This is a genomic window from Paenibacillus xinjiangensis, from assembly GCF_059686975.1.
Window position 1 is genome coordinate 205,901 of sequence record NZ_JCAALS010000003.1, and the last position, 26,628, is coordinate 232,528.

21 protein-coding genes, 1 tRNA gene, 1 pseudogene and 1 riboswitch are annotated in these 26,628 nt (G+C 49.5%); of the genes and pseudogenes, 20 read left to right on the forward strand and 3 right to left on the reverse strand.

Annotated features, from left to right (window positions below):
* Positions 1 to 43: 43 nt before the first annotated feature.
* A riboswitch (cobalamin riboswitch) is annotated at positions 44 to 276 on the forward strand.
* 129 nt (positions 277 to 405) lie between these two features.
* From AC6ESP_RS04940 to AC6ESP_RS04985, 10 genes are read left to right on the forward strand one after another with little or no spacing between them, the layout of a single operon-like run.
* Entirely contained in the window at positions 406 to 1,395 is a 990-nt protein-coding gene (locus tag AC6ESP_RS04940) for an ABC transporter substrate-binding protein (protein ID WP_497095565.1), read from the forward strand.
* A 2-nt stretch (positions 1,396 to 1,397) separates the two neighbouring features.
* A complete protein-coding gene (locus tag AC6ESP_RS04945) occupies positions 1,398 to 2,435 on the forward strand; it encodes a FecCD family ABC transporter permease (RefSeq protein WP_497095566.1) in 1,038 nt (345 codons plus the stop codon).
* The gene (locus AC6ESP_RS04950; RefSeq protein WP_497095567.1) at positions 2,432 to 3,211 is read left to right on the forward strand and encodes a heme ABC transporter ATP-binding protein; all 780 of its coding nucleotides are present in this window, start codon (positions 2,432 to 2,434) and stop codon (positions 3,209 to 3,211) included. Before AC6ESP_RS04945 ends, AC6ESP_RS04950 begins: the two co-directional genes overlap by 4 nt.
* A gap of 47 nt (positions 3,212 to 3,258) precedes the next feature.
* On the forward strand, positions 3,259 to 4,323 hold the full coding sequence (gene cobT, locus AC6ESP_RS04955) for a nicotinate-nucleotide--dimethylbenzimidazole phosphoribosyltransferase (RefSeq protein WP_497095568.1): 1,065 nt from the start codon (positions 3,259 to 3,261) through the stop codon (positions 4,321 to 4,323).
* 8 nt (positions 4,324 to 4,331) lie between these two features.
* Positions 4,332 to 4,940 (forward strand): bifunctional adenosylcobinamide kinase/adenosylcobinamide-phosphate guanylyltransferase, encoded by a 609-nt coding sequence (gene cobU / locus AC6ESP_RS04960; protein ID WP_497095569.1) that lies wholly within the window; start codon positions 4,332 to 4,334, stop codon positions 4,938 to 4,940.
* A complete protein-coding gene (gene cbiB, locus AC6ESP_RS04965) occupies positions 4,940 to 5,920 on the forward strand; it encodes an adenosylcobinamide-phosphate synthase CbiB (RefSeq protein WP_497095633.1) in 981 nt (326 codons plus the stop codon). Before cobU ends, cbiB begins: the two co-directional genes overlap by 1 nt.
* Positions 5,902 to 6,711 carry an adenosylcobinamide-GDP ribazoletransferase gene (cobS, locus tag AC6ESP_RS04970; protein ID WP_497095570.1) on the forward strand — a complete coding sequence of 270 codons (810 nt, stop codon included), beginning with the start codon at positions 5,902 to 5,904 and terminating at the stop codon, positions 6,709 to 6,711. The genes cbiB and cobS overlap by 19 nt, the downstream gene beginning before the upstream one ends.
* A gap of 14 nt (positions 6,712 to 6,725) precedes the next feature.
* Entirely contained in the window at positions 6,726 to 7,826 is a 1,101-nt protein-coding gene (cobD, locus tag AC6ESP_RS04975; protein WP_497095571.1) for a threonine-phosphate decarboxylase CobD, read from the forward strand.
* Between the two features lie 3 nt (positions 7,827 to 7,829).
* The gene (locus AC6ESP_RS04980; RefSeq protein WP_497095572.1) at positions 7,830 to 9,416 is read left to right on the forward strand and encodes a cobyric acid synthase; all 1,587 of its coding nucleotides are present in this window, start codon (positions 7,830 to 7,832) and stop codon (positions 9,414 to 9,416) included.
* Positions 9,413 to 10,123: an adenosylcobinamide amidohydrolase gene (locus tag AC6ESP_RS04985; protein ID WP_497095573.1), complete on the forward strand. Its 711-nt coding sequence runs from the start codon at positions 9,413 to 9,415 to the stop codon at positions 10,121 to 10,123. The genes AC6ESP_RS04980 and AC6ESP_RS04985 overlap by 4 nt, the downstream gene beginning before the upstream one ends.
* 90 nt (positions 10,124 to 10,213) lie before the next feature.
* Here AC6ESP_RS04985 and AC6ESP_RS04990 read toward each other — a convergent pair whose 3' ends face one another.
* Complete coding sequence (locus tag AC6ESP_RS04990) at positions 10,214 to 11,446, reverse strand: nitrate/nitrite transporter (protein WP_497095634.1); 1,233 nt, start codon at positions 11,444 to 11,446, stop codon at positions 10,214 to 10,216.
* A 464-nt stretch (positions 11,447 to 11,910) separates the two neighbouring features.
* Here AC6ESP_RS04990 and AC6ESP_RS04995 point away from each other — a divergent pair, with 464 nt between their 5' ends.
* From AC6ESP_RS04995 to mobB, 5 genes are read left to right on the forward strand one after another with little or no spacing between them, the layout of a single operon-like run.
* On the forward strand, positions 11,911 to 13,194 hold the full coding sequence (locus AC6ESP_RS04995; RefSeq protein WP_497095574.1) for a molybdopterin molybdotransferase MoeA: 1,284 nt from the start codon (positions 11,911 to 11,913) through the stop codon (positions 13,192 to 13,194).
* A gap of 31 nt (positions 13,195 to 13,225) precedes the next feature.
* Complete coding sequence (gene nirB / locus AC6ESP_RS05000) at positions 13,226 to 15,361, forward strand: nitrite reductase large subunit NirB (RefSeq protein ID WP_497095575.1); 2,136 nt, start codon at positions 13,226 to 13,228, stop codon at positions 15,359 to 15,361.
* On the forward strand, positions 15,337 to 17,475 hold the full coding sequence (nasC, locus tag AC6ESP_RS05005) for an assimilatory nitrate reductase catalytic subunit NasC (RefSeq protein WP_497095576.1): 2,139 nt from the start codon (positions 15,337 to 15,339) through the stop codon (positions 17,473 to 17,475). The genes nirB and nasC overlap by 25 nt, the downstream gene beginning before the upstream one ends.
* Positions 17,432 to 18,115 (forward strand): molybdenum cofactor guanylyltransferase, encoded by a 684-nt coding sequence (gene mobA / locus AC6ESP_RS05010; RefSeq protein WP_497095577.1) that lies wholly within the window; start codon positions 17,432 to 17,434, stop codon positions 18,113 to 18,115. The genes nasC and mobA overlap by 44 nt, the downstream gene beginning before the upstream one ends.
* A 22-nt stretch (positions 18,116 to 18,137) precedes the next feature.
* Positions 18,138 to 18,668, forward strand: a complete 531-nt coding sequence (gene mobB, locus AC6ESP_RS05015; RefSeq protein WP_497095635.1) for a molybdopterin-guanine dinucleotide biosynthesis protein B — start codon at positions 18,138 to 18,140, stop codon at positions 18,666 to 18,668.
* On the opposite strand, the pseudogene AC6ESP_RS05020 reads toward mobB, so the two are convergent.
* Positions 18,634 to 19,232 (reverse strand): annotated as a pseudogene (locus AC6ESP_RS05020) (glutamate--tRNA ligase family protein); the annotation flags it as partial. The gene mobB and the pseudogene AC6ESP_RS05020 overlap by 35 nt on opposite strands.
* 57 nt (positions 19,233 to 19,289) lie before the next feature.
* Positions 19,290 to 19,366: transfer RNA gene (locus AC6ESP_RS05025), tRNA-Asp, on the reverse strand.
* A 352-nt stretch (positions 19,367 to 19,718) separates the two neighbouring features.
* Between AC6ESP_RS05025 and corA the strand changes: the two genes are divergently transcribed.
* The 5 genes from corA (at position 19,719) to AC6ESP_RS05050 (ending at position 26,594) form a co-directional block, all read left to right on the forward strand.
* Complete coding sequence (corA, locus tag AC6ESP_RS05030; protein ID WP_497095578.1) at positions 19,719 to 20,669, forward strand: magnesium/cobalt transporter CorA; 951 nt, start codon at positions 19,719 to 19,721, stop codon at positions 20,667 to 20,669.
* Between the two features lie 30 nt (positions 20,670 to 20,699).
* Positions 20,700 to 21,527, forward strand: a complete 828-nt coding sequence (locus AC6ESP_RS05035) for a hypothetical protein (RefSeq protein ID WP_497095579.1) — start codon at positions 20,700 to 20,702, stop codon at positions 21,525 to 21,527.
* A gap of 67 nt (positions 21,528 to 21,594) precedes the next feature.
* Positions 21,595 to 24,096, forward strand: coding sequence for an ATP-dependent helicase HrpB (gene hrpB, locus AC6ESP_RS05040; RefSeq protein ID WP_497095580.1), 2,502 nt, complete (start codon positions 21,595 to 21,597; stop codon positions 24,094 to 24,096).
* A gap of 88 nt (positions 24,097 to 24,184) precedes the next feature.
* The gene (locus AC6ESP_RS05045; RefSeq protein ID WP_497095581.1) at positions 24,185 to 24,448 is read left to right on the forward strand and encodes a DUF1294 domain-containing protein; all 264 of its coding nucleotides are present in this window, start codon (positions 24,185 to 24,187) and stop codon (positions 24,446 to 24,448) included.
* Positions 24,449 to 24,518: 70 nt separating this feature from the next.
* A complete protein-coding gene (locus AC6ESP_RS05050; protein WP_497095582.1) occupies positions 24,519 to 26,594 on the forward strand; it encodes a HelD family protein in 2,076 nt (691 codons plus the stop codon).
* Positions 26,595 to 26,628 lie beyond the last annotated feature (34 nt).

Consider the following 26,628-nt stretch of genomic DNA (forward strand, 5'->3'; position numbering starts at 1 on the left):
AGAAGAAAAACGATGGTATAGTTACTACATCTTACCTCACAATTCCATAGTACAACGAATAGGTGCCGCAGCTTATACTTCTGTACAAGCTGCGGCTTAATAGGGAAGTCGGTGAAATTCCGACGCGGACCCGCCACTGTGAAGAGTGAACCTGCCAAGCCCGACGCTTGAGCAAGGAGAAGGCATCCGGCAGTAAGTCACTGGGTATGCAACACCTGGGAAGACGCCGTTATGCTAGCTCTAAGTCAGGAGACCTGCCTGTTTAACGATTACAACAACCTACGTGGAATTAGGATGCTGTTGGGATAGATTGTTTTTTGCATGAGCAAAAGACATCGGCATTTCCGGCACACTGCCTGAAATGTTTTTTTTGTTTTTATCACACATAAGGAGTGCACAAATCAAATGAATGACAAGAAACAGAAACAGAAACAGGTCTACAAGTTAATCTTAACTCTGATGTTAACAGCAATGCTGCTGCTTGTTGCAGCTTGTGGTAATAAGGAAGAGGTTAACCCTGCTTCTCCGAACTCAGCAGCTAATGAGAACCAGGCAGGCGGCCAAGCAGAGACCGCTGGTGAGTATCCTTTAACGATTAAAGATGATACGGGAACAGAGGTGACCTTCGAGCAGGCGCCAGCTAAAGTCGTAACGCTAGTGCCAAGCGAGACAGAAATTATGTTCGCTATCGGAGCTGGAGAGCAAGTTGTTGGAGTAGATGAATACAGCAATTATCCGGAGGAAGCGGCATCTAAGCAGAAGGTAGGAGATATGACTACCAATATTGAGGCGGTGGCGGCACTTGAGCCTGACCTCGTGCTTGCATCTTCAAGCATGAATACAGATGCGATTACGCAGCTTCGTGAGCTCGATATTACAGTATTCGCTTCTGAGCCTACAACCTATGATGCAACGGTTGCCAAAATAGAATTAATTGGTAAAATAATGAATAAAGGAACCGAAGCTGCGGAAGTGGCTGATCATATGCGAGAGGTGAAGCAGCAGGTAGCTGATGCTGTAAAGGACGCTCCTGAGAAAACAGTCTACCTCGAGTTTTCAGCAGGATGGACAGTAGGCTCAGGGACTTTCCTTGATGAGCTGCTAACTCTTGCTGGAGGCAAGAATATTGCTGGCAGTCAAGAAGGCTGGTATGAAGTAAGTGCGGAGGAAGTTGTGAAGCAGAACCCGGATGTCATTATTTATCCTGATCTGCAAGTAGACCCTAATCCGATCTTGGCAGCTATTGAGAGCCGTCCAGGCTGGGAAGCAATGGATGCTATTAGCAACAAGCAGCTATTCGCAGTTACAGAAGACCCGCTTGTTCGAGTAGGACCAAGATTGGCTGATGGTCTGCTGGAGCTTGCTCAGAAGATCCATCCGGATCTCGTGAAATAATAATGAAACGTCAATTGTTAGGCTATGGAGGAGCAGCATTGCTCCTTCTTGCTGTTTCTATCGTACTTAGTCTGTCGATTGGCACAGCCGGAATTGCTATTCGGGATGTATGGGGTATTCTTGTACATCAGCTGCCAGGGATGAGTGATGGTTTGTCACAATGGACAAAAAGCGAAATAGCGATAGTTACGCAAGTCCGTTTGTCCAGAGTGCTGTTAAGTGTTCTAGTTGGGACTTGCCTAGCGTTAGCAGGCGCCGGATTTCAAGGCGTGCTTCGTAATCCGCTCGCGGATCCTTACACGCTTGGTGTTGCTTCGGGCTGTTCGGTTGGAGCGGCCTTTTTAATTCTATTCGGTTATCAGGCATTGATCGGCGTATGGACAATTCCGATTGTTGCTTTTGCTACAGGAACGATCACGTTATTGGCTGTGTTCTGGCTGGCGAGAAGCAGGGGCGGCATGCAGACAGAGACGCTTATTCTATCAGGCGTTATTATTCAAGCCTTCTTAGGTGCGTTTGTTTCCTTCATGGTGTCGTTGTCTGATAATGTAGTCAACCAGATTTTGTTCTGGCTAATGGGTTCTCTTGCTATGAGAAGCTGGTCGCATGTGTATATCGTACTGCCATTCATTATTATCGGGCTGCCACTGCTGCTGTCTTATGCGCAAGCGCTTAATTTATTCGTGCTCGGTGAACGGCATGCCGCACATATGGGCATAAGGGTCGAGAGAACGAAGCTTATCGTACTCATTGGCTCGACTCTCTTAACAGCTGCTGCTGTATCTGTGTCTGGTGTGATTGGCTTCGTCGGTCTTGTTATTCCTCATCTGGTAAGACTTCTCGTTGGACCGGATTATCGTCTGCTTATTCCGTTATCAGCCATTGGCGGTGGGATATTCATGATGTGGGCGGACACACTCGCTCGGATGGCCCTAAGTCCGAAGGAAATTCCGCTCGGTATCGTGACAGCGCTTGTCGGTGCACCGTTCTTCGCTTATTTGCTGTATCGGAGCAAACGAAGACAGGAGGGGGCGTTATGATAGAGGCGAAGCAGTTGACTAAGAGCATACAAGGGCAGCCAATTCTAAGTGGTATTTCCTTCGATCTGCCGGCTGGCCGGATGTACGGAATTATTGGGCCTAACGGAGTTGGCAAATCCACCTTGTTAAACTTGTTGTCAGGTGTAACAAAGCCGACAGCTGGACATGTGAAGCTAGATGGCAGACATGTGTCAGACTACCCGCGCAAGCAGCTTGCGCGCAGGCTCGCTGTTCTGCAGCAGGGCGGCTTGCCTCGTGTAGGCTTTACCGTCCGTCAAGTGGTTGCAATGGGCAGGTTTCCTTTTCAGAACTGGTTCGGAGATGAACAACAGGATGCAACAATCCTCATTGACCGTGCAATTGCAGCTATGGGGTTGTCACAGCTGCAGCACCGGACGATGGATCAGCTAAGCGGCGGTGAGAGACAGCGTGCAGCGCTGGCGAAGGTAATGGTTCAGGAGCCCGATGTAATTCTACTTGATGAGCCAACGACATATCTCGACATTGGCTATCAGGTGCAATTGCTCGATACCGTTCGTGAATGGCAGAAAGAGCGTGAAATTACCGTAATCGCAGTGCTGCATGATCTGAATCTAGCAGCCTTATATTGCGAGCAAATGATGGTGCTGCATAATGGCGGAATTGCGGCATTCGGTCCTCCGAAGCAGGTGCTGACAGAAGAACTGATTGGGAAGGTCTACGGTACGGAGGCTATGATCATTATGCATCCCGTATCCGGTGTACCGCAGCTGCTGCTGCAGCCAGCTCACAAATAAAGGATTTAGGAATGACATTCACATATGGCAAGGGAGGTTAACAATGAATGAATGATAATAATTGTGCAAAAGTGGCGAATACGATTGGTCGTATTGTGCCATTTGATGAGAGTGAGGCAGAAGCTGCAATGCGGCATTCGGACCAACTGACGAAGCCCCCTGGCAGCCTAGGCAAGCTGGAGACGATTGCCGCTCAGCTTGCTGGCATTACTGGGGAGCTGTGGCCAGATCTTAGTAAGAAGGCTGTAATTGTCATGGCAGCGGATCATGGTGTGTGCGAGGAAGGTGTCAGTGCGTTCCCACAGGAAGTAACCCAGCAGATGATGTTTAACTTCTTGAATGGTGGAGCAGCTGTCAACGTATTGGCTAAGCAGGCGAACGCGGATGTCTACTGTGTGGATATTGGCGTCGCGGGTCATGTGGAGCATCCACAGTTGATTGACCTGAAGATCAGGCCCGGCACAGAGAATATGACGAAGCAGCAGGCGATGGATCGGGAAGAAGCTGTTGCTGCGGTTACAGCGGGCGTTCATCTAGTAGACAAGTTGGTGAAGCAGGGCTATCGGCTGTTCGCTACTGGAGAGATGGGGATCGGCAATACAACGGCCAGCGCTGCAATTACAACTGTACTAACCGGTATGCCGGCAGAGGAGTCAGTTGGACGTGGAACGGGAATTAATGATAGCGTATGGCTCCACAAAGTGGAGGTAGTGAAACGGGCGATTGCCTTCAATGAGCCTGAAGTCATGGATCCATTAGATGTATTGGCCAAAGTTGGAGGACTCGAAATTGCAGGACTTGTAGGCGTTATTCTCGGCGCTGCTGCGAATCGCTGTCCAGTCGTAATAGATGGGTACATTTCATCAGTGGCTGCACTTATAGCGGTAAGATTGGCCGAGCAAGTGAAGCCGTATATACTTGCGTCACATTTGTCACAGGAGCAGGGACACTATAAGCTGCTTGAATCGATCGGACTATCGCCGATGATTCAACTGGAGATGCGGCTCGGAGAAGGGACTGGCGCTGTGCTATGCTTCCACTTCATTGATGCAGCATTGAAGCTTATGCAGGAGATGGCTACATTCGAAAGTGCTGGCGTATCAAGAGAGTAGGTGAAAGGATGTCAATGCTAGTAACAGGCGGTGCTCGCAGCGGAAAAAGTGTATTCGCGGAGAAACTTGCTGCTCGTCTTGGGAATGAAGGCATTTATCTGGCGACAGGGCAGGTATGGGACGATGAAATGGCCGAGCGGATCGGTAAGCATCAGCTGGATCGGACCGAATCTGGCTTCCAATGGCAGACGATCGAGGAGCCGCTGGAGATTGCCAAGCAGCTGGAGCGTGTAGAGAGGTCAATTGCTGCGACAGCTGCTGAAGGAGCTCAGCCGCCAGTCATACTGCTTGATTGCCTGACGCTCTGGTTAACGAATTGGCTTATGCAGGCGGAACAGTACAAGCTGGAGCAGCCTGAGCTGATCATGAGTGAATATGTAGCGCGACAAACGGCTATATTGGCGGAAGCCATTGCTAATTACAGCTATCCGCTGGTTATCGTTACGAATGAGGTTGGTGACGGGATTGTACCCGCTTATCCGCTTGGACGGCTATTTCGTGATGAGGCGGGAAGGCTTAATCAATTAATCGCTTCTATCTGTGAGAGGGTCTTTCTCGTTACAGCGGGTATTCCTGTCGAGCTTAAATCGCAAGCCTTTCAGTGGGACAGCTTATGATATTCTTCTATTCACTAGAGGAAGCGTTGCTGCTTGCAGCTGCAGCTATCGCTATCGATTGGATCGTTGGCGATCCGAAATGGCCGACCCATCCTGTTATTTGGATCGGTCGGCTTATTCGTGTGCTAGAGAGACGGCTGCGTACAGGCTGGGCCGAGAGAACGCCGAGCAGGCTTCGAATGGCTGGCATGCTATTAACGATTGCAACTTTATTGGTTTCATTCGGTGTGATGTGGCTAATAGTGGCAGCTGCTGCCTGGATTCATCCTTGGCTTGGTTATACCGTTAGTGCCTGGTTCATATCGACCACTATTGCCGTGAAGGGGCTGAAGGAAGCAGCGATGCTGGTCTATCAGCCACTAACGAAGGGTGCTATAGATGAAGCGCGCAAGTATGTGGGCTACATTGTTGGTCGTGATACATCACAGCTCAGCGAAGCAGAAGCATCACGAGCGGCTATTGAGACGGTAGCAGAGAATACAGTGGATGCGCTAGTATCTCCAATTATATTTGCTCTATTGGGCGGCGCTCCGCTAGCCATGCTCTATCGGGCAACGAATACGCTGGATTCAATGGTGGGGTATCGCAATGAGAAGTATATGTATTTCGGCTGGTGCTCGGCCCGGGTAGATGATGTGCTGAATTATATTCCCGCACGGGTAACGGGTCTGCTCTTATCGTTATCGGCATTGGTGCAGCCGGGCATGTCGTCACGGCGAGCATGGCTTGCAATCGGCAAGTTCGCTAGTCTGCATCCAAGCCCGAATAGCGGTATTCCTGAATCTGCTGTTGCTGGCGCTATTGGCATTGAGCTTGGGGGGCTGAACTATTATTTCGGCCAGCCAAGTGAACGTGCGAGAATGGGGTGGCCGCTTCGCATGCTGGAAGCAAGTGATATCCTTAAGACGATTCGCTTATTATACGCGGTAAGCATTCTAATAATGGCTGGAGTGTTGGCATTATGGTTATTCGTTCGTTGAAGCTGCACGGACAAGCACTGATTGCAGCATTGCAGTTTTTGACAAGACTGCCGATACCGCTGCAAGTGCCTTTTGAGGAACGTGTTCTGACACGCAGCGTTATTTATTTTCCAATTGCGGGGACTGTAATAGGGACGCTGCTATATGCCGCTTATGGCATTCTCTTATTGGTCATGCCAAGCTTAACCGCTGTGGTTATTCTCTTAGCACTGTGGATTTCCCTTAGCGGGGGATTGCATCTGGACGGCTGGATGGATACAGCAGATGGGGTGCTTAGTCATCGATCCAGAGAGCGCATGCTTGAGATAATGAAGGATAGCCGGGTTGGGGCAATGGGTGTCATTGCTGCTGTATTGCTGATCCTGTTCAAGTTCGCTGCACTGGCGGAGCTTGCAGCAGTCGAACTGCCCTTGCGCCAGCTCGCCCTGCTTGCCGTTATTCCGATATGGAGTCGCTGGTGGATGTCTGCAGCCATTGCTGGCTGGCCGAATGCCCGTCAAGGGGAAGGGATGGGCGCGTTATTCCAGAAAGTCTCATGGATTCAAGTTAGTGTTGGTCTCCTATGGACAGCTATACTGACCCTGTTAGTTAGCACGCTTGCAGGATTGTCAGCTGTTGAATCAAGTGTTGTACTTGCACTTGGAGCTGTATTAACTATTGGATCCGGATCTTGTGCAGCTATCTGGCTTAATCGCAAGCTAGGTGGATTAACAGGCGACACGTACGGGGCATTGAATGAGACAGTGGAGGCTGTACTTTTATTGGCGCTGTTATTAGGAATGAATAGATAAGGAGTGTTACAACTATGCTGGAACGATACGGGCATGGAGGCGATCTGCGCACAGCTGAAGAATCATTCGGTCTGTCTGCGCAGGAGTTCGTGGATTTCAGTTCGAATATGAATCCACTGGGACCGCCGGAATCTGTTAAGCAGACGCTGCAGCGATATGCTGAGCAAATTAATCAATATCCTGATCCTGCTGTGAGAGGACTTCGGGCCAAGCTTGCGAAGAAGCATCGTATTGATGAGCAAGCTATATTGGTAGGCAATGGCGCTGCTGAATTAATCGATCTCGTTGTTCGTTCAATTAATCCAGCTGTGACAGGACTAGCTATGCCTGGCTTTGCTGAATACGAAGACGCGGTCTGCAAGATTAATGGGCGTATCCTGCCAATCATGCTTCGTGCAGAGGATAATTTTGAGCTGACAACGAAATCAATTGAGCAAGCTATGGCTGCTCCAGCCCCTTTCTATATATTGGGCTCACCGAATAATCCAACAGGCCGTCTTGTTAATCCCGCTGTTATTATTCAATTATTACGCGAAGGAGCTACCGTAGTGGTGGATGAAGCGTTTATGGATTTCTTGCCTGATGAGCCCAAATACTCACTCATACAAGAAGCCTCGATAAATGAACAATTGTTCGTCATACGATCCATGACGAAATTCTACTCTATACCAGGCATCCGCCTCGGATATATCGTTGGTGCTCCCCAGCGCATTGCGGCGCTTCGACAGCTGCAGGTTCCGTGGAGCGTGAACTCGCTGGCTCAGCTTATTGGAGAAGCGGTGCTGGATGAGCAGCAATATGCAGATGACACATTAGTCTGGCTGCAGGAGGAGCGCCCTTACATGGTTAGTCACCTGGAGAAGCTTGGTATGAAGGTTGTTCCAAGCGATACGAATTATGTTCTAGTAAAGCTGCCCGAAGTACAAGGCCTGACAGCAGCAAGCCTGCAGAGGGAGATGGGACGCAAAGGCATTCTTATTCGGGATGCATCCCATTTCACCGGATTGGACCATACGTACTGCCGATTTGCAATTAAGATCCGTGACGATAATGACCGGCTCTTGTCTGCTCTATCTCAATGCCTCGCTGACTTACATGTAGAGAAGGAGGGCTAGAGCTTGCGCTTAAGTGAACAGAGTGATCACCCATTAGGGCGAACGATTATGATACAAGGAACGGCTTCTGATGTCGGTAAAAGTCTCGTGACAGCTGCGTTATGCCGGATCTTCAAGCAGGACGGCAAGCTGACGGCTCCTTTTAAATCGCAAAATATGTCCTTGAACTCCTATGTCACCTGGGATGGGAAGGAAATCGGACGCGCGCAGGGCATGCAGGCAGATGCATGCGGGGTGCTTGCAACGACAGATATGAATCCGATCCTGCTGAAGCCATCGAGAGAAATGTCATCACAGGTTGTTGTACATGGCGTGCCGCTTAGGGACTATGATGCGATGGAGTATCGTGAGAGTTATTTGCCGATAGCAGGTGACATTGTGAGGGATGCGATGCATAGGCTGCGGAAGGCGTATGAGATCATCGTGCTTGAAGGGGCTGGCAGTCCAGCTGAAATTAACTTAAAGGACCGAGATATTGTGAATATGCGAATGGCTGCATGGGCGGATGCACCTGTTCTGCTCGTCGCAGACATTGATCGGGGCGGTGTATTCGCTTCAATCGTCGGGACACTAGAGCTGCTTGAGCCTGATGAGAGAGATCGAGTGTGCGGCTTTGTCATCAATAAATTCAGAGGAGATATCGAGCTGCTTCGTCCTGGTCTTGAATGGCTGGAGGAGAGAACAGGCAAGCCTGTCATCGGAGTGCTGCCATACTTGCCAGGCTTGGAGCTGGAGGATGAGGATTCATTGTCACTGGACAACAAAGGGGATGATGAACCACAGCTGGGAGCGAATAGGCTCGATATTGTCGTTATTCGACTGCCGCGTATTTCAAACTTCACCGATATGGATCCGTTGAGGTTCGAGACTGATGTGCGCATTCGGTTCGTAGACTCAGCGGAGCAATGGGGAAATCCTGATGCAGTTATCGTTCCTGGAAGCAAAAATACGATTGAGGATTTGAACTGGCTGCGGCAGACGGGGTTGGCTGACCTTTTGTCAGCTCACGTGCGGGATGGTGGTCACACGGTTGGGCTATGTGGAGGGTATGAGATGTTCGGTGAGCGGCTGCTTGATCCTCATGCAGTAGAATCCGAATATAAGGAGTTAGCGGGTTTGGGTTATTTTCCGTTCGATGTCACCTTCCTAGAGCATAAACGTACTGTTCGAATAGCAGGGGAGGCGCGCTTTTCTTGGTCGTCTATTGCTCTGCCCGTAGAAGGCTATGAGATTCATATGGGAACCATTGATGCTGCTAGGGGAATGTCACAGCCTTTTTCAATTAGAGAGAGTCATGGCCCTGCTGATCTTGAAAAGGCTGAGGTGACTTCTCAGGAACTGGAAGGGGCAGTATCGAACGATGGCAGGCTGTGGGGGACGTTTATTCATGGGGTATTGCATAATGATGATCTTCGCCGTGCTTGGCTCAACGCTATTCGGCAGGATAAGGGATTAGAGCGGCTGCCCGCATCGATGAGGTTCCATGAACGCAGGGAGGCTGCTTTTGACCGATTGGCTGCGCATGCGCGTGAGCATCTTGATCTTCCGCATATTTACGAGCTGCTGGGGATGGAGGTGGCGGAGCGATGAGCCAGCCTTTTCGACAAGGGCATGTGTATCAATCTGGCTTATGGGAAGGTGTGAAGCTGGAATTGTTGGAGCATCGAATAGAAACCTATAGTCCGGTGCAGCTGCATACGCTTAGCAGTGCTGTTCATCTTGGGGGCTTCGCTAGAGCTAATCGAATTGTCAACTGGAAGGTGCCTCTTCCCTATGAATGTGATGATCCGGTAAGTGATGTGGACAGGCAGCTTCAGGAATGGGGATATACATCGGAACGAACCGTATGCTTGCTTACAGCAGCCAAGCTTACTCATGCTTCAATCGCTGAGCTGGAGGGGGATGGCTTCAAGCTGCTCTGCTGCACGACCTCTGGGACACGTAATGCCGCCCGAGCAGGGCTGCCACGCCAGACTTTCTCAGCCTATACGGCTGGTACAATTAATACGGTGCTGCTCATTGATGGTCAAATGACAGACTCTGCGATGGTCAATGCGATCATTACTTATGCAGAGGCAAAGGCGGCAGCCTTGCAGGATTTGAATATCAAGGATTCTGATCATGATGTCTCTGCAACAGGAACGACGACGGATGCAGTTGTGCTAGGAGTAAGCCAGAACGCCCAATATGGTGCGATACACGCCTACGCTGGAGCAGCAACAACGATTGGGAATGCAATCGGTCGTCTTGTATATGAGACCGTTCATGAGACATGCCGTACACAGCATGAGAGCTGAGGAGCAGCAGGCTAATAATAGCAAAGAGCTTTCGCCGAGGGCGAAAGCTCTTTGCTTATTAAAGGTTAAGGAGAAAGCTCCAACGTTTACTTAAGCTTTCAATGAATCAAGAGTGTCGACTTTAACTTTTCCGCCTTGACCAATCCAGGTTCTCTTCCAAGCACCTTGTACGACTAGCAGCAGAATGACACATGAGAGTGCAATAGCGCTCAAGATGAGGAAGCCTGGCGTGTAGGAGCCTGTTGATTGATACAAGCTTCCGAGGATGAGCGGCAGCAGATAACCGCCAATACCACCTGCAGCACCAACTATTCCTGTAATGAGCCCAATTTCATTTCCGAAGCGTTGAGGAACCAGCTGGAACACAGAGCCGTTGCCTGCACCTAAGCACATCATTCCGACGAACAGTAAGGCGCTGATGACATACAGAGGCGGTATGAGAGAGATCGATGCCAGCATTAGGCCAGCCCCTGCGTATAAGATTATTAGCATTCGAATGCCACCAATCTTATCGGATAAGTACCCGCCTACAGGACGGAAGAGGCTGCCAGCAATTACACATACGGTTGTGAAGTCAGCCGCCTGTACAGCGGATAGATTGTATTGGGTGTTGAAAAAAATGGTTAAGTAGTTCGTCATGCCGACAAAGCCGCCAAAGGTGACGCTGTATAGCAGACAGAACAACCAAGCATCCCTTTGCTTAAGTATATTGGCATATGAGGATAGTTTCTTAGGAGCAGGCTGATTAGGGCTCTCTTTGGCAAATATAGTAAATATAATGAATACAATAACAATAGGGATGAGGGCTAGACCGAAAACGATCTCCCAGCTGCCATAGTGCTGTGCAATTCGGTTGGCGAACAGCGTTGTGAATACGGTACCGCTATTACCTGCACCAGCTATACCCATAGCTAATCCTTGATATTGGGGTGGATACCAACGGCTCGCCAGCGGTAAAGCAACTGCAAAGGAGGCGCCAGCTACACCTAGTAGAATAGCAACGATATGCAGCTCGGCTAGAGAGTCAACGAATTTCCAACCCCAGACTAGAGGAACCATCGTAAGGAGCATGCCGAGCTGTCCTGTCCTCTTCGGCCCTATATAATCAGTCATGAATCCGAGTACAAGCCGCAGTATGGAGCCTCCGAGAATAGGAAGGGCTACAAGATTGGCTTTCTCAGTGGCGCTCATTGGATAATCACCCATAATTATGACGATAAGAGGACCGATAAGTACCCATATCATAAAGCTAATATCAAAATAAAGAAAAGCGCTGAACAAAGACGGCTTGTGACCACTCTTCCAGAATGTTGTGTTGTTCATCATTTCAAAGCCCCTCCACTTGTTTTTTTTTTTTTTTCATACTTACGCTCCCGGGGCGTAAGCATGCACTACCTATCCATCACATAAACGTCTAATAGGCCGCACTCCTGCCCTGGTGGTAGGAGTGCGGCCTCATTGCCAACGGAAGCACAGCTCTGTGCATCCGGAATTGTACGGTCACGACATTGTGAACCCAACTGAAGTATAAAGTAATGTGAATAACGTGTCAATAAACTTAACATAAAAAAATATTAGTCTCAAAATGAGGAGGCGAAACTCATTGAATGAGTGGACTGCGTTATATATATTGACATAATCACGAAGTTCTATTATGCTCTAAACAAATACTGATTTAAGGCACAATGGTGTGTCATTGAATTCCGGCAATGAAGCCCGTTCCCTTACGCAAGGGACGGGTTTTTCTTGTTTATTTAATTCTTTATGGCTTCCAGGGGGGTGCTTGAATGGCTGCTGTAGACATGAATGTATCGACCGTGGTTTCAATAGAAGAAGCACTTCGGCGCTTATGCCAAGAGATAAGTTCAGCTCTCTCTATAGAAAGAGTACCTTTACAAAGCTCGGTAGGCAGAATACTTGCGGAAGCATTCGTGACGCCTTTTCCAATGCCGCCCTTCCGCAGATCTGCCATGGATGGCTATGCTGTACGTTCATCAGTGACACGTACAGCTAATCCTGATCATCCAATCCGTCTGCGTGTTATTGATGAGTGGAGAGCAGGGGAATGCAAGAATGAAATGATGAAGCGCAGCCAGCCTGCTGAGGAGGAATTAGTTGCAGTACGAATATTTACCGGTGCGCCTGTGCCTGAAACATTCGATACAGTCATTATGCAGGAGGCGGTAAGCTGTTCGACAGACGGGATGGACTCTGCAAGCCATTATGTCCATGTGAAGCAGCCTGCTGTCGCAGGAAAGCATGTTGCTGAAGCGGGAGAGGATGTCCCTTGCGGACAGCAATTGCTAAGCGAGGGGACTGTCATAGGGGTCAAAGAAATAGCGATTCTAGCCTCATATGGTTTAACTGATCTCCCTGTATTTAAGAAGCCAGTTGTCGCGATCATTCCTGTTGGCGATGAGCTGTTGAAGCTGGGAGCATCTCTTAAGCCGTCTCATATCTATGATTCCAATAGTCTTTCGGTAGAAGCGCTCGTGCGTGTGCTAGGAGCGGAGACGATTCGTTATGATGCGATATCTGACCATTTGGATGACATAGCAGCTGCTATCAATCTAGCATGGCTTCAAGCGGATTTGATTGTAACGACTGGGGGCGTATCAGTAGGAGATTACGACTTCGTAGCGCGAGCCGCTGAGCGGATCGGATGTGAGCCATTATTTACGAAGGTCCTAATGCGTCCAGGCACGCCTACTTCGGCTTATAGAAGGGACTCCCAATTCGTTATCTGCTTATCCGGTAATCCATCGGCTTGCTACTCAGGACTTGAGCTGCTAGTCAAGCCAGCTGTGCTTAGGCTGATGGGGAAGAGATCATATGCCCATCGCTGGCTGGAAGGGAAATTGGAGGCTCCAGTCACCATCCCTTGTCCTTATCCGCGATATATTCGATCGTATGTAGCGATGGAGGGCGGACAATATACAGTCATTCCGATAGCCAACGATAAATCTGGCAATATTGCTGCATTCGCAGAGGCGAATGCAATAGCGGAAATACGAGCAGGGGGAAATGGGGCATCAGCGGGAGATAAGGTACGGTTCATCTACTTAACCTAACAATGAATACGACATAGAAAGGCGGCTTACTATGAAGAAACGGAAGCTGGTTGTAGTCGGCAATGGAATGGCAGGGATGAAATGCGTGGAGCATATTGTTGAGCTGGCTCCAGATGCATTTGACATAGCTGTTGTTGGCAGTGAGCCACATCCCAATTATAACCGGATTCTTCTGTCCAAAGTGCTGCAGGGCGATACATCCATTAATGACATTACGATTAATGATTGGGATTGGTACAAAGAGCACAATATTCGCTTGTTCGCAGGGGAGACGGTCAAATATATCGATAAAGAGAGAAAGCGTATCGAGACACTGTCCGGACTGAAGCTCGATTATGATAGTCTGATTCTGGCTACCGGCTCATCGCCCTTCCTCCCTCAGCTGCCTGGCATTGACAAAGAAGGAGTCACAGGCTTCCGTAATATGGAAGACTGCCGAACGATGATTCGTGCTTCTAGCATGTATAAGAGAGCTGCAGTCATCGGAGGGGGACTTCTCGGATTAGAGGCGGCAAGAGGTCTGCTGAACTTAGGGATGGAGGTTGATGTCGTTCATAATGCCCCCTACCTGATGAATCGACAGCTGGATGTTTTAGCCTCGGATCTATTGAAGGAGGAGCTGCTGAAGCAAGGCATGCGATTCTGGCTGGAGAAACGGACGGAGAAAATTATTGGCCGGAAAAGAGCAGAAGGCTTGCTGTTCTCTGATGGTACGAAGCTGAAGGCAGACTTAATTGTAGTAGCAGTGGGCATTAGTCCGAATATCGCGATCGCTGCTGCAAGTGGCATTGGCATTAATCGTGCTATTGTCGTGAATGATTATATGGAAACGGACTGCCCGAATATTTATGCGATTGGCGAATGTGCCGAGCATAGGGATACCGTATACGGCCTGGTTGCTCCACTATATGAGCAAGGCAAAGTGCTTGCCCAGCATTTGTGCGGAATGAAGACAGAGCCTTATGTTGGCTCAGTACCATATGCTCAGCTTAAGGTCTCTGGAGTTGAAGTATTCTCGGCAGGTGCTATCTGGGATAATCAGAGCCGTACAGCACTCCAGCATTATGACGGAGTGAAGGGAATCTATAAAAAGGTGTTAATGAAGAATGGTAAAATTATAGGAGCGGTATTGTACGGGGACAGTACAGAAGGCACTCAGCTGCTCGGGTATATCAAAAAGAAAGCTGCTGTATCTGTTCTGGAGAGGAACAGTGGAACACAGGGCAATGGAGACGGAGCTTCATCCGCAGTAGATGCACTAGCAGATAGCGATACCGTATGTGCCTGCAACGGAGTTTGCAAATCAGTGATTGTGGAGGCTGTTCTTGAAGGCGGCGCCAAGAATGTGATAGATGTTCGTGATCGCACGAAAGCTACTGGATCCTGCGGAGGCTGTAAACCGCTAGTAGCGGCCATTATCGAGAAAGCAATCGCAGGAGGGATGTCAGCTGCACCTCCAGCTGTTGCGATATGTGGATGCACAGACCTTGATCATGTCGCTCTCAAGAGTGTAATAAGCAAGAAGCACTACAAGAATATAGAGACAGTCAGACGTGAGCTTGATTGGAGAACAACGGATGGCTGCCGCCTATGTGGTCCAGCACTTATGTATTATGTGCAGCAACAAGCAGCTGCTTCCGGCTATATTAGCGAGAGGAGCAGTAAGTTGCTGACGCTGTCGACAGTTATTGTAGGGTCTTCTGGACAACAAGAGGCTAGTGGGGTCCGAGACAATAAACGAATGGGAGCAAGCATTGAATCGAAGATGAAGGATTTAGAAATGCCCCATTCTGTTACAATAGCCGTATCGGCAGGAACCGCGTATCCTGCGGGTGTGCTGGTCAGCGATTTCGGCATCATGGGCTCTCCAATAGGCTGGGAGCTATATACAGGAGGTCATTCGGAGCACCCAGTCAAGCAAGCACAGCTTATTAGTGTAGAAGCCTCGGAGCTTCAAGCGCAAGCGATTATGATGTCCTGTATCGAATGGTATAGAGAATCTGCCTTCTATGGAGAACCGGCTTGGAAGTGGCTTGAACGTGTAGGACTGCACAATATTAGAGAGATCGTGCTCGATGCTGAAGTACGGGATGAGCTGCTGATGAGGCAGAGAGTGGCTCAAGGAAATGAACTTAGTGGTGTATGTTCGACAAGGACGGTGAGCTAACGATGACGACGCTAATGAAAACCCAATGCCCGTTCTGCAGCGTGCAATGCAAAATGACGGTGGAAGAAACACAAGGACAACCGTTCAACCGATCCATGTATATGGTAACGGGAGTTCCGAATGCGGCGTCCGAGGGCAGGCTATGTATTAAAGGAATGAACGCGCATCAGCACGCAATGAGCCGTGAGCGGCTGATGCATCCACTGATGAGGAAAGATGGCCTGTTGACTCCTGTCTCTTGGGAAGAAGCGCTTCAAGCAATCGGCACGAGAATACAGACGTTGCAGCAGGATAAAGGCTCAGATGCAGTTGGCGTATATGGAGGAGGCTCCTTGACGAATGAATCAGCCTATTTATTGGGTAAATTCACTAGAGTGGCCTTGAAGAGCAAATATATCGATTATAACGGCCGCTTCTGTATGTCGGCAGCGGCATCTGCAGGGAGCCGCACGTTCGGCATCGATCGCGGCTTGACGAATCAGCTGTCCGATATTCCATTAGCAGAGTGCATCATTCTTGCCGGTACTAATATCGCTGAATGCCAGCCGACGCTCATGCCTTATTTCACAAGAGCCAAAGAAAATGGGGCTTTTCTTATCGTTATTGATCCTCGTGTTACCGCCACTGCCGAGCTTGCTGATCTTCATCTTCAAGTGAAGCCAGGTGCAGATAATGATCTCGTTAACGGCATGCTCAAAATAATTATAGACGAGGGGCTTGTTGATCAGTCGTTCGTAAATAAGCGTACAAAAGGCTTTGATGCGCTGAAAGCTCAGCTGCAATCTGTAAACCTTGCGGATATCGCTCGCTCCACCGGTGTGCCCGAGGAGAAGATACAGCGGGCGGCATTGGCCTATGGACGGGCAAAGACGGGGATGGTCTTCACGGCTAGGGGAGTCGAGCAGCATGCTGACGGACATTTGACTGTAAGGAATTTTCTTAATATGGTACTCACAACAGGGAAGATTGGAAGAGCCGGCTGCGGCTATGGCGCCGTAACAGGTCAAGGTAACGGACAAGGTGGCAGGGAGCATGGCCAGAAGGCTGATCAGCTGCCCGGCTATCGATCCATCGAGAATGCACAAGATCGGGAATATGTTGCTTCGGTCTGGGGCATTAACGAGCAGGAGCTTCCAGGCAAAGGCGTATCTGCCTACGAAATGATGGAGCGTATTCATCAGGAGGAGATTCAAGCGCTTATCGTGATGGGGTCAAACCCAATAGTCTCGAATCCGAATGCTCCACTTGTTGAAGAGGCATTGTCCAAGTTGGATTTCCTCGTGGTTGCGGACATGTTCCTTACCGAAACCGCATTATTAGCAGATATCGTATTGCCTGTAACATCTTACTTGGAGAATGAAGGAACGATGACGAATGTAGAAGGTAGAGTGCTGCTTCGTGAAGCAGGCAGACCTGCGCCGGGAGAGACTCGCCATGATTGGCAGGTGCTGTGTGCAATTGCAGAACAGCTAGGTCGTGGCTCTTATTTTCAATTTGATTCTTCTGAGGATATCTTCAATGAATTGCGCATTGCCAGTCGTGGCGGACTAGCCGATTATTATGGTATTACTTATGATAGGCTGCGCAAGGAGGAAGGGATCTATTGGCCTTGCCCTGCAACCGACCATCCGGGCACGAAAAGGCTGTTCGAGCAATCATTCCCGAATCCCGAGGGATTGGCCGTCTTTCAACCCGTAATTCAGCCTTCTCCTGCGGAAGTCACGAGTGCTGAATATCCGATGCTATTAACGAACGGTCGAGTGTTGTCGCATTACCTGACTGGTGTGCAGACAAGGAGAAGTCCAACGCTAGCTGCACGAGCAGTCGAGAATTTCATGGAAATTCATCCTAATTCCGCACAGAAGCTGCATGTTGAGGATGGGACCCTAGTGCGAGTCACATCAGCTAGAGGAACCGTTATTGTACGCTGTGTATTCTCCAAGTCTATTCGAGAGGATACGGTGTTCATCCCGATGCATTGGGGTGATGTACAAAATGTGAATAAGGTGACCAATCCTTCGTTAGATCCAATTTGCAAAATGCCTGATTTTAAAGTGAGTGCCGTACACATTGAGTCTGTCGATTCCGGATTCCCTGCCTATGCTACTCATTGATGGAGCTATCCTAGCAGGCGGATTCAGCAGACGGATGAATGGAGAAATGAAGGGACTTCTGCCAGTGGGGAAGCATTCGATGCTGGAACGGATTACGGAACGTATGAATGTCATTTGCAGTAACGTGACGGTCATTGTCGGAACCACGGAACAGGCTGATGCAGTAGAGGGGCTGTCGGTAACAAAGGTTCAGCTTGACCCCATTCCAGATGAAGGACCGCTCGCTGCTGTTCGATCAGTATTCGAATATACGGAGCAAGGAAGAGTCGTATGGGTATCCGCTTGTGACATGCCATTCGTATCCGAGATTGCTGCTGTTCACATGCTGGATAAGCTGCATCAGAGCGAGTGCATGGCGGTTGTACCCGAAATAGATGGCCGACTGCATCCGCTGCAAGCGGTGTACCGTGCAGAATGCGGAGAAGCGGCGACGAGCTGTCTGGAAGCCGGTCATAGAGGGATGAAGCATTTCTTGGCAAGTATTCCATATGTCACAATCAATGAGCGTGAGTTGTTGGCGCTTGGCCTTGACAGCCGCTTCACAGTGAACGTGAACACACGACAGCAGTATGAAGAAGCACTTCAGATGGAGGCGATGAGTGATGCGAGCTTCGGCTATCTATCAAATCGTAGGCTATAAGAACACAGGCAAGACGCATTTGATGTGCCGTCTAATTACTCATTTCCAGGGGAGCGGCACACCAGTTGCTACGATTAAGCGGGATGGACATGAATTCGATGCTGATCCTGAGGGCAGTGATACTCGGCGTCACCGTGAAGCGGGTGCAGCATGGTCAGCCATTACCTCGCAGAGTCGTACAGCTATCGTTAAGGAGTCTTCTTCGACATTGCTTGAATTAGCAGATGAAGCACCGCGATCTGCGATGCTATTGGTGGAAGGCTTCAAGCGAGAGCCCTATCCGAAACTTGTTACAATCCGCTGCCATGAGGATGAACAACTGTTAAACTCGTTGACTGGTGTAACTGCGGTTGCTGTGTGGCCAGACTATTATCATGTCCTGCGCAGAGAGCTATTGCCTCAAGGGGCAGTCGTCTTTCCTATTGATGATACTGCTAGTATTGCTCGGCATATCCAAGCTAAGCTATCTCAAGCTTCTATTGAAGCAGCTGATTCATTACAGGCTGAGAGATGGTATCGGCATCATCGATTACAACGGCCAACTGATAGCTAATCATATGGTCTGCCCGCTTAACAACGAAATCTCCGCCCGATCCGGGAGGGAAAGCTTGACTGCCTGTGAGACCATCTTCGAATGAAACAATTGTTTGATCATCCACTATAAACCTGAGCGAAGGTGCCTTGGAGGCCCTTCGCTCTTGCTGCTTGGGGGTGAGGTGTCGGCAGCTGCCAGGATATACAGGTCCCTCCGTTGAAAGACCATGCGGCGCACTAGCTACAGCAAGGAGCTCAGCACGAGAGCAGAAGCATGGGTAGAGATGCTTCGTGTAAGCCAGTCTTGCAAGAGCAGCTTCTATGGGGCAAATGGTCCACCTAGATCGGGGCCTTCATCCCAATCAAGACCGAGAAAGCGCAAATCCTCAAGTGCCTGCTGAGCGAGTTCCGGCCTGCAGCGCTGCTGATCAATGTCTTCCATGCGCAGCACGAATTGACCGCCTGCGCTGCGAGTATGAAGCCACGCAAGAATTGCGGTCCAGCCGTTGCCGATATGCATGCAGCCAGATGGAGTAGGTTCGAAGCGTCCGCGAATGACTGTCACATCGGAGCCCTCCTTCATACAATTAGAAAAAACGAGCTAGAGAATGAATTCTCTGCTCGTTAAGTATGTCGATAGTGGCGGAGCTGACGGGATTCGAACCCGCGGTCTCCTGCGTGACAGGCAGGCATGTTAGGCCTCTACACCACAGCTCCATGTATGGCACATGGACAATAATACCATGACCAACTTCCGCTATGCAACTAAAGCCGATAGCAAGAGTCTAAGCTTATTGACCACCGTTCAGATTTAACGATCGATATTAGCGGAATGGCAAAGTTCGCCGATTTTTTTTTTGAAGGATTAATTACAGATTGGGTTGTACAGGGTAAAATAAAAGCATCGCATGAACGTGTAGGGCAGCAATTGGATGAGGCACAATAACTGCATTGGCAGCTTGAGAGCGAATCAGCCAGCTCAGATCGGCTGCAAGAAGAGCTGAAGCGCAAGTGTAAGGCACTTATTGAACAGTTCGGCGAAAGTTAGCAAGAAGCGGAGGCATAGCTGTTGATTCGAGTTATAGCATTGACGAAGGAACAGGAATGGCGGCATGATCTAACACTAGATCAGCTGAGAACGATAGAGCTTGAATGGTACTGGGTAGATTTCAGTGAGCCTGATGATGAAGAATCGATGCTGCTGGAGACCTTTTTTCATTTTCACCCTCTAGCCATTGAGGATTGCTTTCATTTGCTCCAGCGGCCTAAGATGGATCATTATGACGATATGCATTTCTTCGTTCTTCATTCGATAGATCCAAGCACGCTATCGGTTCATGAGGTGAATATGTTCCTCGGCACGCGGAGTCTAGTTACGTTCCATTATCAGCCTTCTGTAGAGATAGATGATGCGTGGCTGAAGGTTCAGCGTTCGGATAAGCTGGGTGCAGACGTTCATATGTTTGCTGCTTATACGATTATAGACAAGCTTGTTGATCAGTATTTCCCTGCCGTACAGGAGCTGGAGGAGCAGCTGCTTGATATGGAGGTTGGCGGAGGCGGCGGGCCGAGTCAAACGGCGATGGATGATATATTCAACATCAGATCCAGACTGCTCAGACTTCGCAAGACGATTCTGCCTATGCGGGAGCTGCTGTACCGAATTCTGAATACGGACAAAATTGTAGGTCTTAAGAATTGCATCGCCTTCTTCCACGATATCTATGACCATTTGTTGAAGCTGTCTGAAATGACCGATTCCTGCAGAGAAATGACAGCCGATCTTAGAGATAGCTTCATCTCCTACAACTCGAACCGCATGAATTCCATCATGAAGACGCTGACCGTTATTACGACCATATTCATGCCTCTGACTTTTCTTGCCGGTATATATGGAATGAACTTTCATCATATGCCTGAGCTCGATCTCGAATGGGGGTATTTTGCATTATTAGGTATCATGCTGTTTATCGGTCTTGGCATGTTCGTATGGTTTCGCCGAAAAGGCTGGTTTAATTGATCAATAGAGAATAGGGGACAGGTCTAAACCATGGATAATCATATCAAAAAATTGATTCCAATCAGTCGCGGCAGAGTTGCAGCCATCATTGCCATTATGCTAGGCATACTAGCAGTATCCGTAGTATTGTTCATGATAATGGTCCACTCCTTGTCGAAGAGCGAAGAGATCAAGGCTGTACAGGATATTCCGAAAGCTTATACATATGAGAAAACAACAGCAGCCAATGGAATGGAGCTGCATGTGCTGAAGACGAAGCCGTCGAATGTATCGCTAACAGCTATTCATAATAATGTAACGCTGACTTCCTTCTATGGCATTAACGGCGGTTTCTTTTATGAGGATGCACTGCTTAGCATTGCGGTTGTGAACAGTCTACCGGTTAATGGGGCAATTGGTGAATATGGTTCTGGAGCTAGCAATGCCAAATACGCTCGCGGTACGCTCGTGTGGGATGGAGCCGCAGACGAGCTCTCGGTACAGATTGCTGAGGAAGCAACCGAGCTTAAAGTAAGGGATCATACTCGTTTCTGGGCGCAAGGAGGCATCAGCATGAGTATTGGCAATGAAGCGGGCTGGCTAACACAGGCTTTGGCTGAGAATGCACCTTATCCGGATGAAGATCGGCTGCGTTCAGCAGCAGTGTATGATAAGAACGGAATGCTGTATCTCGTTGTTAGCCGTACAAAAGGAACGCTGGGCTCCTTCCGAGAAGCGATTATGGAGGAGATCGGTGTTGGGAAGTTGGTAGATGGGGTTTTTCTGGATGGAGATGGCTCCTCTCAGCTTAGCAGCACAGAAGGCAAGCTGACAGGGGATAACCGACCGGTTGTGCAGATGATGAGGATTATGAAATAATTAATGAGATTAAGTATATAGATTAATGTCATTAACTAATTGGGTTGAATAGGGGATAATACAGATAATGACGCAACAATTACCGATAGATGACGTGCTGCCTGAGCTTCTAGCTGCAATGCGAGAAGGGAATAATGCGGTACTCGTTGCTGAGCCAGGAGCAGGTAAGACGACTCGGGTGCCACTCGCGCTGCTCGAAGAAGCTTGGCTGAAGGGTCGTAAGATCATCATGCTGGAGCCAAGAAGACTTGCAGCGCGCTCAGCTGCTAAATATATGGCGCGTATGCTTGGGGAACAAGTTGGCGAGACGGTCGGCTATAGGGTACGTCTGGATACGAAGGTTAGTGCGAAGACTCGTATCGAGGTTGTTACTGAAGGTGTGCTTACGAGGCTGCTGCAAGAGGATCCCGCACTGGAGCAAGTGGGGGCAGTGTTATTCGATGAATTCCATGAGCGGCATTTGCACGGTGATCTAGGGCTTGCTCTCAGTCTGCAATCGCAAGCACTGCTTAGAGAAGATCTTAGGCTGCTAGTGATGTCGGCTACTCTCGATACTCAGCCAGTGGCGGCATTGCTTGGCGATGTGCCTATTATAGCAAGCAAAGGAAAAGTGTTCCCTGTTACTACGATCTATGCGAGCAAAAGAGTAGATGGGAAAATAGAGCCAGCTGTTGCTGCTACGATTGTGGAAGCACTGCGTGAGCATGCGGGTGACATGCTCGTTTTCCTGCCTGGGGTTGGAGAAATTAGGCGCACGGCTTCGCTGCTTGCAAGAGCAGAGCTTGAAGCCTCGGTAAGAGTAGAAGAGCTGTATGGCGGGCTGCCGCTTGAGCGGCAGGATGAGGCGCTTGCCGCTTGCAAGCCAGGAGAGCGCAAAGTCGTCTTGGCGACATCCATTGCTGAATCAAGCCTTACTGTTGAGGGTATACGTATTGTCGTCGACAGTGGGTTGATGCGTGTACCGCGTTTCTCCGTACGTACAGGAATGACAAGACTCGAGACGATAGCGGTATCGCAGGCGTCCGCAGATCAACGGCGTGGTCGTGCTGGTCGACTCGCTCCGGGGGTCTGCTATCGGATGTGGCTTGAGCTGGAGCATGCTTATCTTCCTCAGCAGAGCACACCAGAGCTTCTAGAGACGGATCTGGCTCCCTTAGCACTAGAGCTAGCAATATGGGGAATCAAGCATCCGTCTGAACTATCTTGGCTGACGCTCCCACCGCAAGCCGCATTTGAGAACGCGATAGCGCTTCTCAAGCTGCTGCATGCAATTGATGAAGCAGGTGTACCTACTAAATGGGGCCAGCGAATGGCGAAGCTTGGTCTACACCCGAGACTTGGATACATGCTGCTGCAAGCTTGGCAGCTTGGAATGGCAGACAAGGCCTGTGAGCTGGCTGCGCTACTAAGTGAGCCAGACTTACTGCCCAGAGAGCGAAACGTAGATATTAAGCTGCGAATGGACGTACTCCGGCTGGGTGGTCATGACATTGATCGGGGAGCGGTTCAGCGAATGAAGACGCAGGCGAATCAATGGCGTCGGATGCTTGGTGAAGAGTATAAGAGTGGGAAGCAAGCGACAGCTCTTGATACCATGCCGCATAGTTCGGATTCATACGGCTTGCTGCTAGCGCTTGCTTATCCAGATCGTATCGCTCAGCGGCGAAGCGACGGGCGCTATTTGCTGGCTAATGGACGAGGAGCTGTTCTGTCTGAGCTTCAGCCTTTGTCACGTGCACCGTATTTGGCAGCAGCAGACATCGATGATGCGGGACAAGAAAGTCGGATCAGACTAGCGGCCAATCTGGACTATGAGGAGCTGGAGCTTGCAGCTGGCGATCAAGTGATTCAAGAGGACAATGTGGAGTGGGATGCTGCTGCCCAAGCGGTAAGAGCGCGCAGAAGAATTCGTCTTGGTGCTCTTATATTGAAGGAAGCTCCGCTTCAGCAGCCTTCCTCTGAGCTGATTGCAGCTGCACTGCTGCAAGGGGTTAGACAGGAGGGCTTGAGGCTGCTGCCGATGAGTAAACAAGCGAAGCAGCTCCAAGCCCGTATGCAGCTTATGGCAACCTATCACAACAGCTGGCCCAATGTGTCCGAAGAGGCATTGTTAGCGGATCTCGAACAATGGCTGTTGCCTCATATGATCGGTATGAAAAGCCGAAGTGAGATGCAGCGCTTGAATATGCTGCAAGTGCTGGAGGGTATGCTCACCTGGCAGCAGAGACAGCAGCTCGATGAGCAAGTACCGACGCATATGACTGTACCAAGCGGCTCGAGAATCCCAGTAGATTACAGCGATCCTTCGGCGCCCTTCATTGCAGCACGCTTGCAGGAGCTGTTCGGCTGGCGAGAGACTCCGCTGCTTGCAAGCGGCATGCTTCCGCTTACTATTCACTTGTTATCGCCTTCACAGCGACCAGTCCAAGTGACAAGAGATCTTGAGAGCTTCTGGAGTCATACGTATTTTGAAGTGAAGAAAGACTTGAAGGGGAGGTACCCGAAGCACTATTGGCCGGATGATCCTTATGCTGCGCAGCCGACGAATCGCGTGAAGCCCAGGGTCTGATTGAAAAGTAGCAATTACGTCGAATAAATCTATAGAAGGGGAGGGAATTGCTATCAAGCTGCTCCTTATTTATCTGTTTATTATTAATATGTATACCTTTGTGTTAATGGGCCTGGACAAGCAATATGCCAAGCAGAAGCAGAGGCGGATTCCGGAGAAACGATTATTCACCATGAGCGCAATAGGAGGAGCTTTGGGTGGATGGATCGGAATGAAGGTATGGCGCCACAAAACAAAGCATCGGTCATTCGTTATCGGATTGCCGCTTCTCTTCGTACTGAATCTCGTTCTCCTGTCATTCCTGCTGAATATGTATGGGATCAATCTGGATTCTATTATGAATGGTAATTGATTATATATTTCGTCTTGTGGTATATTGATTATTCGTTTTTTTCAATCCATGTTCTTAGGAGGTAACTGACATGACGGTTCAAAGTGCCTTACAAGAAGAGAAGGAGCGGCTAGCAGGCTCGCTCGAAGAAATCACTGCTCAACTGAGTGGGATTGGCCCGCGTTATACGGGCAATGACTTCACGGAGCAGATGCTCGATCTGCAGCGTGAAGAGCGCAAGCAGCGATTGGAGATCGCATTCCGAGAGCCTTACTTCGGACGGATCGATTTTCAAGAGCTTCCCTCAGGGGCAAGCAAACCACTCTACATCGGCAAGGCAGGGGTTTCTAAGCAAGGCAGCAATGAGCTTATTGTCATTGATTGGCGTGCACCTGTATCCAGCCTATTCTATTCCTTCACAGGGGGGGATGCCCCTGCCGTGTATGAATCTCCAGACGGTGAAATTGAAGGTTATGTTCATCTCAAGCGTAATTTGATGGTCAGACAGGGTGAGCTTGTCCGTATGGTTGACAGCTTCACTCGCGGCCAAGAGGAAGATTCCGTTACCGATGAATTCTTGCTCTATAGATTGGGTGAGAATAAGGACAATCGTCTTCGTGATATTGTCTCTACGATTCAGAATGAGCAGGATCAGATTATCCGTTCGGAACGGAATAAAGCGCTGTTCATACAGGGAGTAGCAGGAAGCGGTAAGACGACGGTAGCCCTTCATCGACTAGCATTTCTACTGTATCAGTATGCTGACCGGATGAGAGCGGAGCGAATGATTATTTTTGCACCGAACCGAATGTTTCTTGAGTATATTTCGGGTGTTCTTCCAGAGCTTGGCGTTGGTGACATTGGGCAGACGACGTTCGTTGACTGGGCACTTGAGCTGCTGGAGCATGAAATTGCTCTAGGCAGTTCAGCAGACACGTTAACGTATTGGTTCGAGCAGCACCGGACAGCAGATGAAATGGCTCATTCCTCTGGGCGCCTGAAAGGCTCATTAGCCTTCAAGGCTATTGTAGACAGACGTATTGCAGAGATTGAGCAGCAGGTGGTGCCAGTATTACCATTCGAACCACTGCCTGGACTCCTATTGCAGCCGGAGAAGATGCTGGAGTGGTACAACACAGATTACGGTGATGTGCCGTTAATGAAGAAGCGGGATCGCCTCGTTAGCCGTATACGCAGATGGTTCGAATCGGAGCTGAAAGCACGCAACGTAGTGGATAAGAAATTACGTGCCAAGGCTGCGGCCAAGCTTAATTCTTACTCGAAAAAGATTCCAGCTTACACAGCTCTTCAGCTGTATGCTACGTTATTCCAAGGCAAGCAAGCAGCAGCCGAGGTTCCGAAGGCAATGGCTGCAGCGACCGCGGCGAGGTTGAAGAGCGGAGCTGCTGAGGGAGAGGACTTGGCACCTCTTGTCTATATTCACTTGCGGCTATACGGTATGAAATTGTCCTCCTATGATCACATCGTGATTGATGAGGCTCAGGATTATTCGCCATTCCAGCTGGAGGCGCTGCGATTATGTCAGACAACACCATCAATGACGGTGCTTGGCGATTTGCAGCAAGGCATTCATGCTTATGCAGGTATTCAAGACTGGAACGAGCTTACTGACCTATTCGATGAGGAGCTTGTTGGTTACTTCGAGCTTAATCGAAGCTACCGCTCAACGATGGAGATTATCGAATTCGCCAACCGTATATTGGGGGCTATGGGCACTGGGGTGAAGGCAGCAGTGCCAGTATTCCGTAGCGGCGACCCCGTAGAGGTAGAACAGGTTCACTCAGCAGAGTGGCTGCAGCATATCGTGGATTCTGTGCGGACATGGCAAGGCGAAGGACATTATCAGACAATCTCAGTAATCGGCAGAACTGCGCAGCAGTGTCTCGAAATTTATGACTATATGAAGGCAGAAGGCTTGGAGCCGTCGCTCGTTCAGAGCAAGCAGCCAGAATACGGCGGTGGTCTATCTGTCGTCCCGGCGTATTTGTCCAAAGGGCTTGAATTCGACGCTGTTCTGATTGCGGATGCGGGTGAAGAGGCATATACCGAGCATGATGCGAAGCTGCTGTACGTAGGCTGTACGCGTGCACTCCACAAGTTGAAGCTGCTGCACCGCGAAGCGATTACTTCTCTAATATCCGATTAACAAATATTAATTTCTCGTAAATTTGACAGTATTA

What these genes read in the sequence shown, in the direction of transcription:
- AC6ESP_RS04940 (WP_497095565.1), top strand. Translation starts at nt 406, where the DNA reads ATGAATGACAAGAAACAGAAACAGAAACAGGTCTACAAGTTAATCTTA.
- AC6ESP_RS04945 (WP_497095566.1), top strand. Translation starts at nt 1,398, where the DNA reads ATGAAACGTCAATTGTTAGGCTATGGAGGAGCAGCATTGCTCCTTCTT.
- AC6ESP_RS04950 (WP_497095567.1), top strand. Translation starts at nt 2,432, where the DNA reads ATGATAGAGGCGAAGCAGTTGACTAAGAGCATACAAGGGCAGCCAATT.
- cobT (WP_497095568.1), top strand. Translation starts at nt 3,259, where the DNA reads ATGAATGATAATAATTGTGCAAAAGTGGCGAATACGATTGGTCGTATT.
- cobU (WP_497095569.1), top strand. Translation starts at nt 4,332, where the DNA reads ATGTCAATGCTAGTAACAGGCGGTGCTCGCAGCGGAAAAAGTGTATTC.
- cobS (WP_497095570.1), top strand. Translation starts at nt 5,902, where the DNA reads ATGGTTATTCGTTCGTTGAAGCTGCACGGACAAGCACTGATTGCAGCA.
- cobD (WP_497095571.1), top strand. Translation starts at nt 6,726, where the DNA reads ATGCTGGAACGATACGGGCATGGAGGCGATCTGCGCACAGCTGAAGAA.
- AC6ESP_RS04985 (WP_497095573.1), top strand. Translation starts at nt 9,413, where the DNA reads ATGAGCCAGCCTTTTCGACAAGGGCATGTGTATCAATCTGGCTTATGG.
- AC6ESP_RS04990 (WP_497095634.1), bottom strand. Translation starts at nt 11,446, where the DNA reads ATGAACAACACAACATTCTGGAAGAGTGGTCACAAGCCGTCTTTGTTC.
- AC6ESP_RS04995 (WP_497095574.1), top strand. Translation starts at nt 11,911, where the DNA reads ATGGCTGCTGTAGACATGAATGTATCGACCGTGGTTTCAATAGAAGAA.
- nirB (WP_497095575.1), top strand. Translation starts at nt 13,226, where the DNA reads ATGAAGAAACGGAAGCTGGTTGTAGTCGGCAATGGAATGGCAGGGATG.
- nasC (WP_497095576.1), top strand. Translation starts at nt 15,337, where the DNA reads ATGTTCGACAAGGACGGTGAGCTAACGATGACGACGCTAATGAAAACC.
- mobB (WP_497095635.1), top strand. Translation starts at nt 18,138, where the DNA reads ATGTGCCGTCTAATTACTCATTTCCAGGGGAGCGGCACACCAGTTGCT.
- AC6ESP_RS05035 (WP_497095579.1), top strand. Translation starts at nt 20,700, where the DNA reads ATGGATAATCATATCAAAAAATTGATTCCAATCAGTCGCGGCAGAGTT.
- hrpB (WP_497095580.1), top strand. Translation starts at nt 21,595, where the DNA reads ATGACGCAACAATTACCGATAGATGACGTGCTGCCTGAGCTTCTAGCT.
- AC6ESP_RS05045 (WP_497095581.1), top strand. Translation starts at nt 24,185, where the DNA reads ATGTATACCTTTGTGTTAATGGGCCTGGACAAGCAATATGCCAAGCAG.
- AC6ESP_RS05050 (WP_497095582.1), top strand. Translation starts at nt 24,519, where the DNA reads ATGACGGTTCAAAGTGCCTTACAAGAAGAGAAGGAGCGGCTAGCAGGC.